The sequence below is a fragment of the Mesorhizobium sp. M7A.F.Ca.MR.362.00.0.0 genome (assembly GCF_004023175.1).
Taxonomy (GTDB): Bacteria; Pseudomonadota; Alphaproteobacteria; order Rhizobiales; family Rhizobiaceae; genus Mesorhizobium.
The window spans coordinates 11,853-13,554 of record NZ_RZTF01000113.1 but is presented as its reverse complement, the minus strand read 5'-3'; the positions used below and the strand labels follow the sequence as shown (position 1 = coordinate 13,554).

The following is a 1,702-nucleotide window of genomic DNA, read 5'->3' as shown; positions in this document are numbered from 1 at the left end:
CAACGCCTTCCTCATCTTGACCGGCCTGGAAACCCTGCCGCTTCGCATGCAGCGCCACTGCGACAACGCCGTGACGGTCGCCGCCTGGCTGTCCAACCACCCCAAGGTCGCGTCGGTGAACTATCCAGGCCTGCCGACCGATAAGAACAATGCGCTGCAGAAGAAATACTCGCCGCAGGGCGCCGGTGCCGTGTTCACCTTCGCTCTCAAGGGCGGCTATGACGCCGGCGTCAAATTCGTCGAGGCGCTCGAGCTGTTCTCGCACCTGGCCAATGTCGGCGACACCAAGTCGCTGGTCATCCACCCGGCCTCGACCACGCACCGCCAGCTTTCCGACGAGCAGAAGGTCAAGGCCGGCGCAGGACCGGACACGGTGCGGCTTTCGATTGGCATCGAGGACGTCAACGACATCGTCGCCGACCTCGAACAGGCGCTAGCCAAGGTCTGACCGATCATGAGCGAGTCAAAATTTCTTGCCATCGGCGTCGACACTGTCGACGCCGAACAGGGCGCGCCGACGCCGGATCGGCTGATCTCGGGCGATCCCAAATTCCTCACCTGGAATGTCGAGGAGCGCGACGGCGGCCTTTACGCCGGCATCTGGGAATCGACCCCGGGCAAATGGCGCATCGTCTATGACGAATGGGAGTTCTGCCACATCCTGTCCGGCGTTTCGGTGATCGCGGAAGACGGCGGGCAGGCGCGTACCGTCAAGGCCGGCGACAGCTTCGTGCTCAGGCCCGGCTTCAAAGGCAGCTGGGAAGTGCTTGAAACGACTCGCAAGGAGTATGTGATCAAGCTGTAGACCGTGATCCCGAAAAGTGGAGGCCGGTTTTCGGGTAAAGATCATGGTCGAACAACAAAAGATGCACGGATCAGACGATGCGGTCGATATCGCTGTCCGAGAATCCGTATCGCGCCATCATCCGTCGGTGCCAGTCGCTGCCCACCAATTCATCGAGGCAAGCATCGATGCGCCGGAGCAGGGCTGAATTGCCTTTGGCGATCGCGAAGGCACCGGCCGCCGGCTGCTTTTCAATCGGGGGAACCTCGACGAGCCCAAGCGGCATATCGGGCCGCCGGGTCAGATAGCCTCGGTGCGCCATCGCAACGCTGGCGTAGGCGTGCACCGCGCCGCTGGCCACTGCGTCCGCCGCATCCGCCTGCGTTGCAAACGTCCTGACCTGCTCGGGCGCGATTCCGTTGTGCAACGCCGTAAGATGCTGAACCTGATCGGTTATGACACCAATCAACGCTGTCCGGTCCTCGGCAATGGATTGGTAGCCGCGAAAGCCACGCGGATTGTGTTTCGCGACCAGCAACCCGTCCTGCAGCGCCCAGATCGGCCGTGTGAAGTCGACAAGCTGCCTGCGCTCTTCGGAGACGAACAGGCCGGTCGTCATGGTCCAACGACCCTCGACCAATCCCGGCAGCAGTTCAGCGAATTCGGCTTCGATCGGCTTAAAGCTCGCCAATCCGAGCATGTCACCGAGCCTGCGCGCAAGCTCGACGTCACAGCCTGAGACCTCGCCCGATGCACCTGCAAAGCAGAATGGCGGCTCTTCCAGGAAGGCGAATTTCAACTCGGTCAGGTCAGGCAAACCGGCGCCACCTATTTCCCCGGGCACAGTCTGAGGCAGCCCCGGCTTGTGGCCGTCAAAAGCCGACGGCGAGCGTTTCCAGCCCATGGAAATGGTAAGTG

At 62.0% G+C, this 1,702-nt stretch carries 3 protein-coding genes; 2 read left to right on the top strand and 1 reads right to left on the bottom strand.

Going from position 1 to position 1,702, the window contains the following annotated elements; translation table 11 throughout:
- Nucleotides 1–448, top strand: a 448-nt coding sequence (locus tag EOC06_RS42645; RefSeq protein WP_245469651.1) for a PLP-dependent transferase, incomplete at its 5' end; no start/stop codon positions are given.
- 6 nt (nt 449–454) lie between these two features.
- Nucleotides 455–805, top strand: coding sequence for a cupin domain-containing protein (locus tag EOC06_RS16075; RefSeq protein ID WP_127269930.1), 351 nt, complete (start codon nt 455–457; stop codon nt 803–805).
- 70 nt (nt 806–875) lie between these two features.
- Here EOC06_RS16075 and EOC06_RS16070 read toward each other — a convergent pair whose 3' ends face one another.
- On the bottom strand, nt 876–1,628 hold the full coding sequence (locus EOC06_RS16070) for a transporter substrate-binding domain-containing protein (protein ID WP_245469653.1): 753 nt from the start codon (nt 1,626–1,628) through the stop codon (nt 876–878).
- Nucleotides 1,629–1,702: the final 74 nt, after the last annotated feature.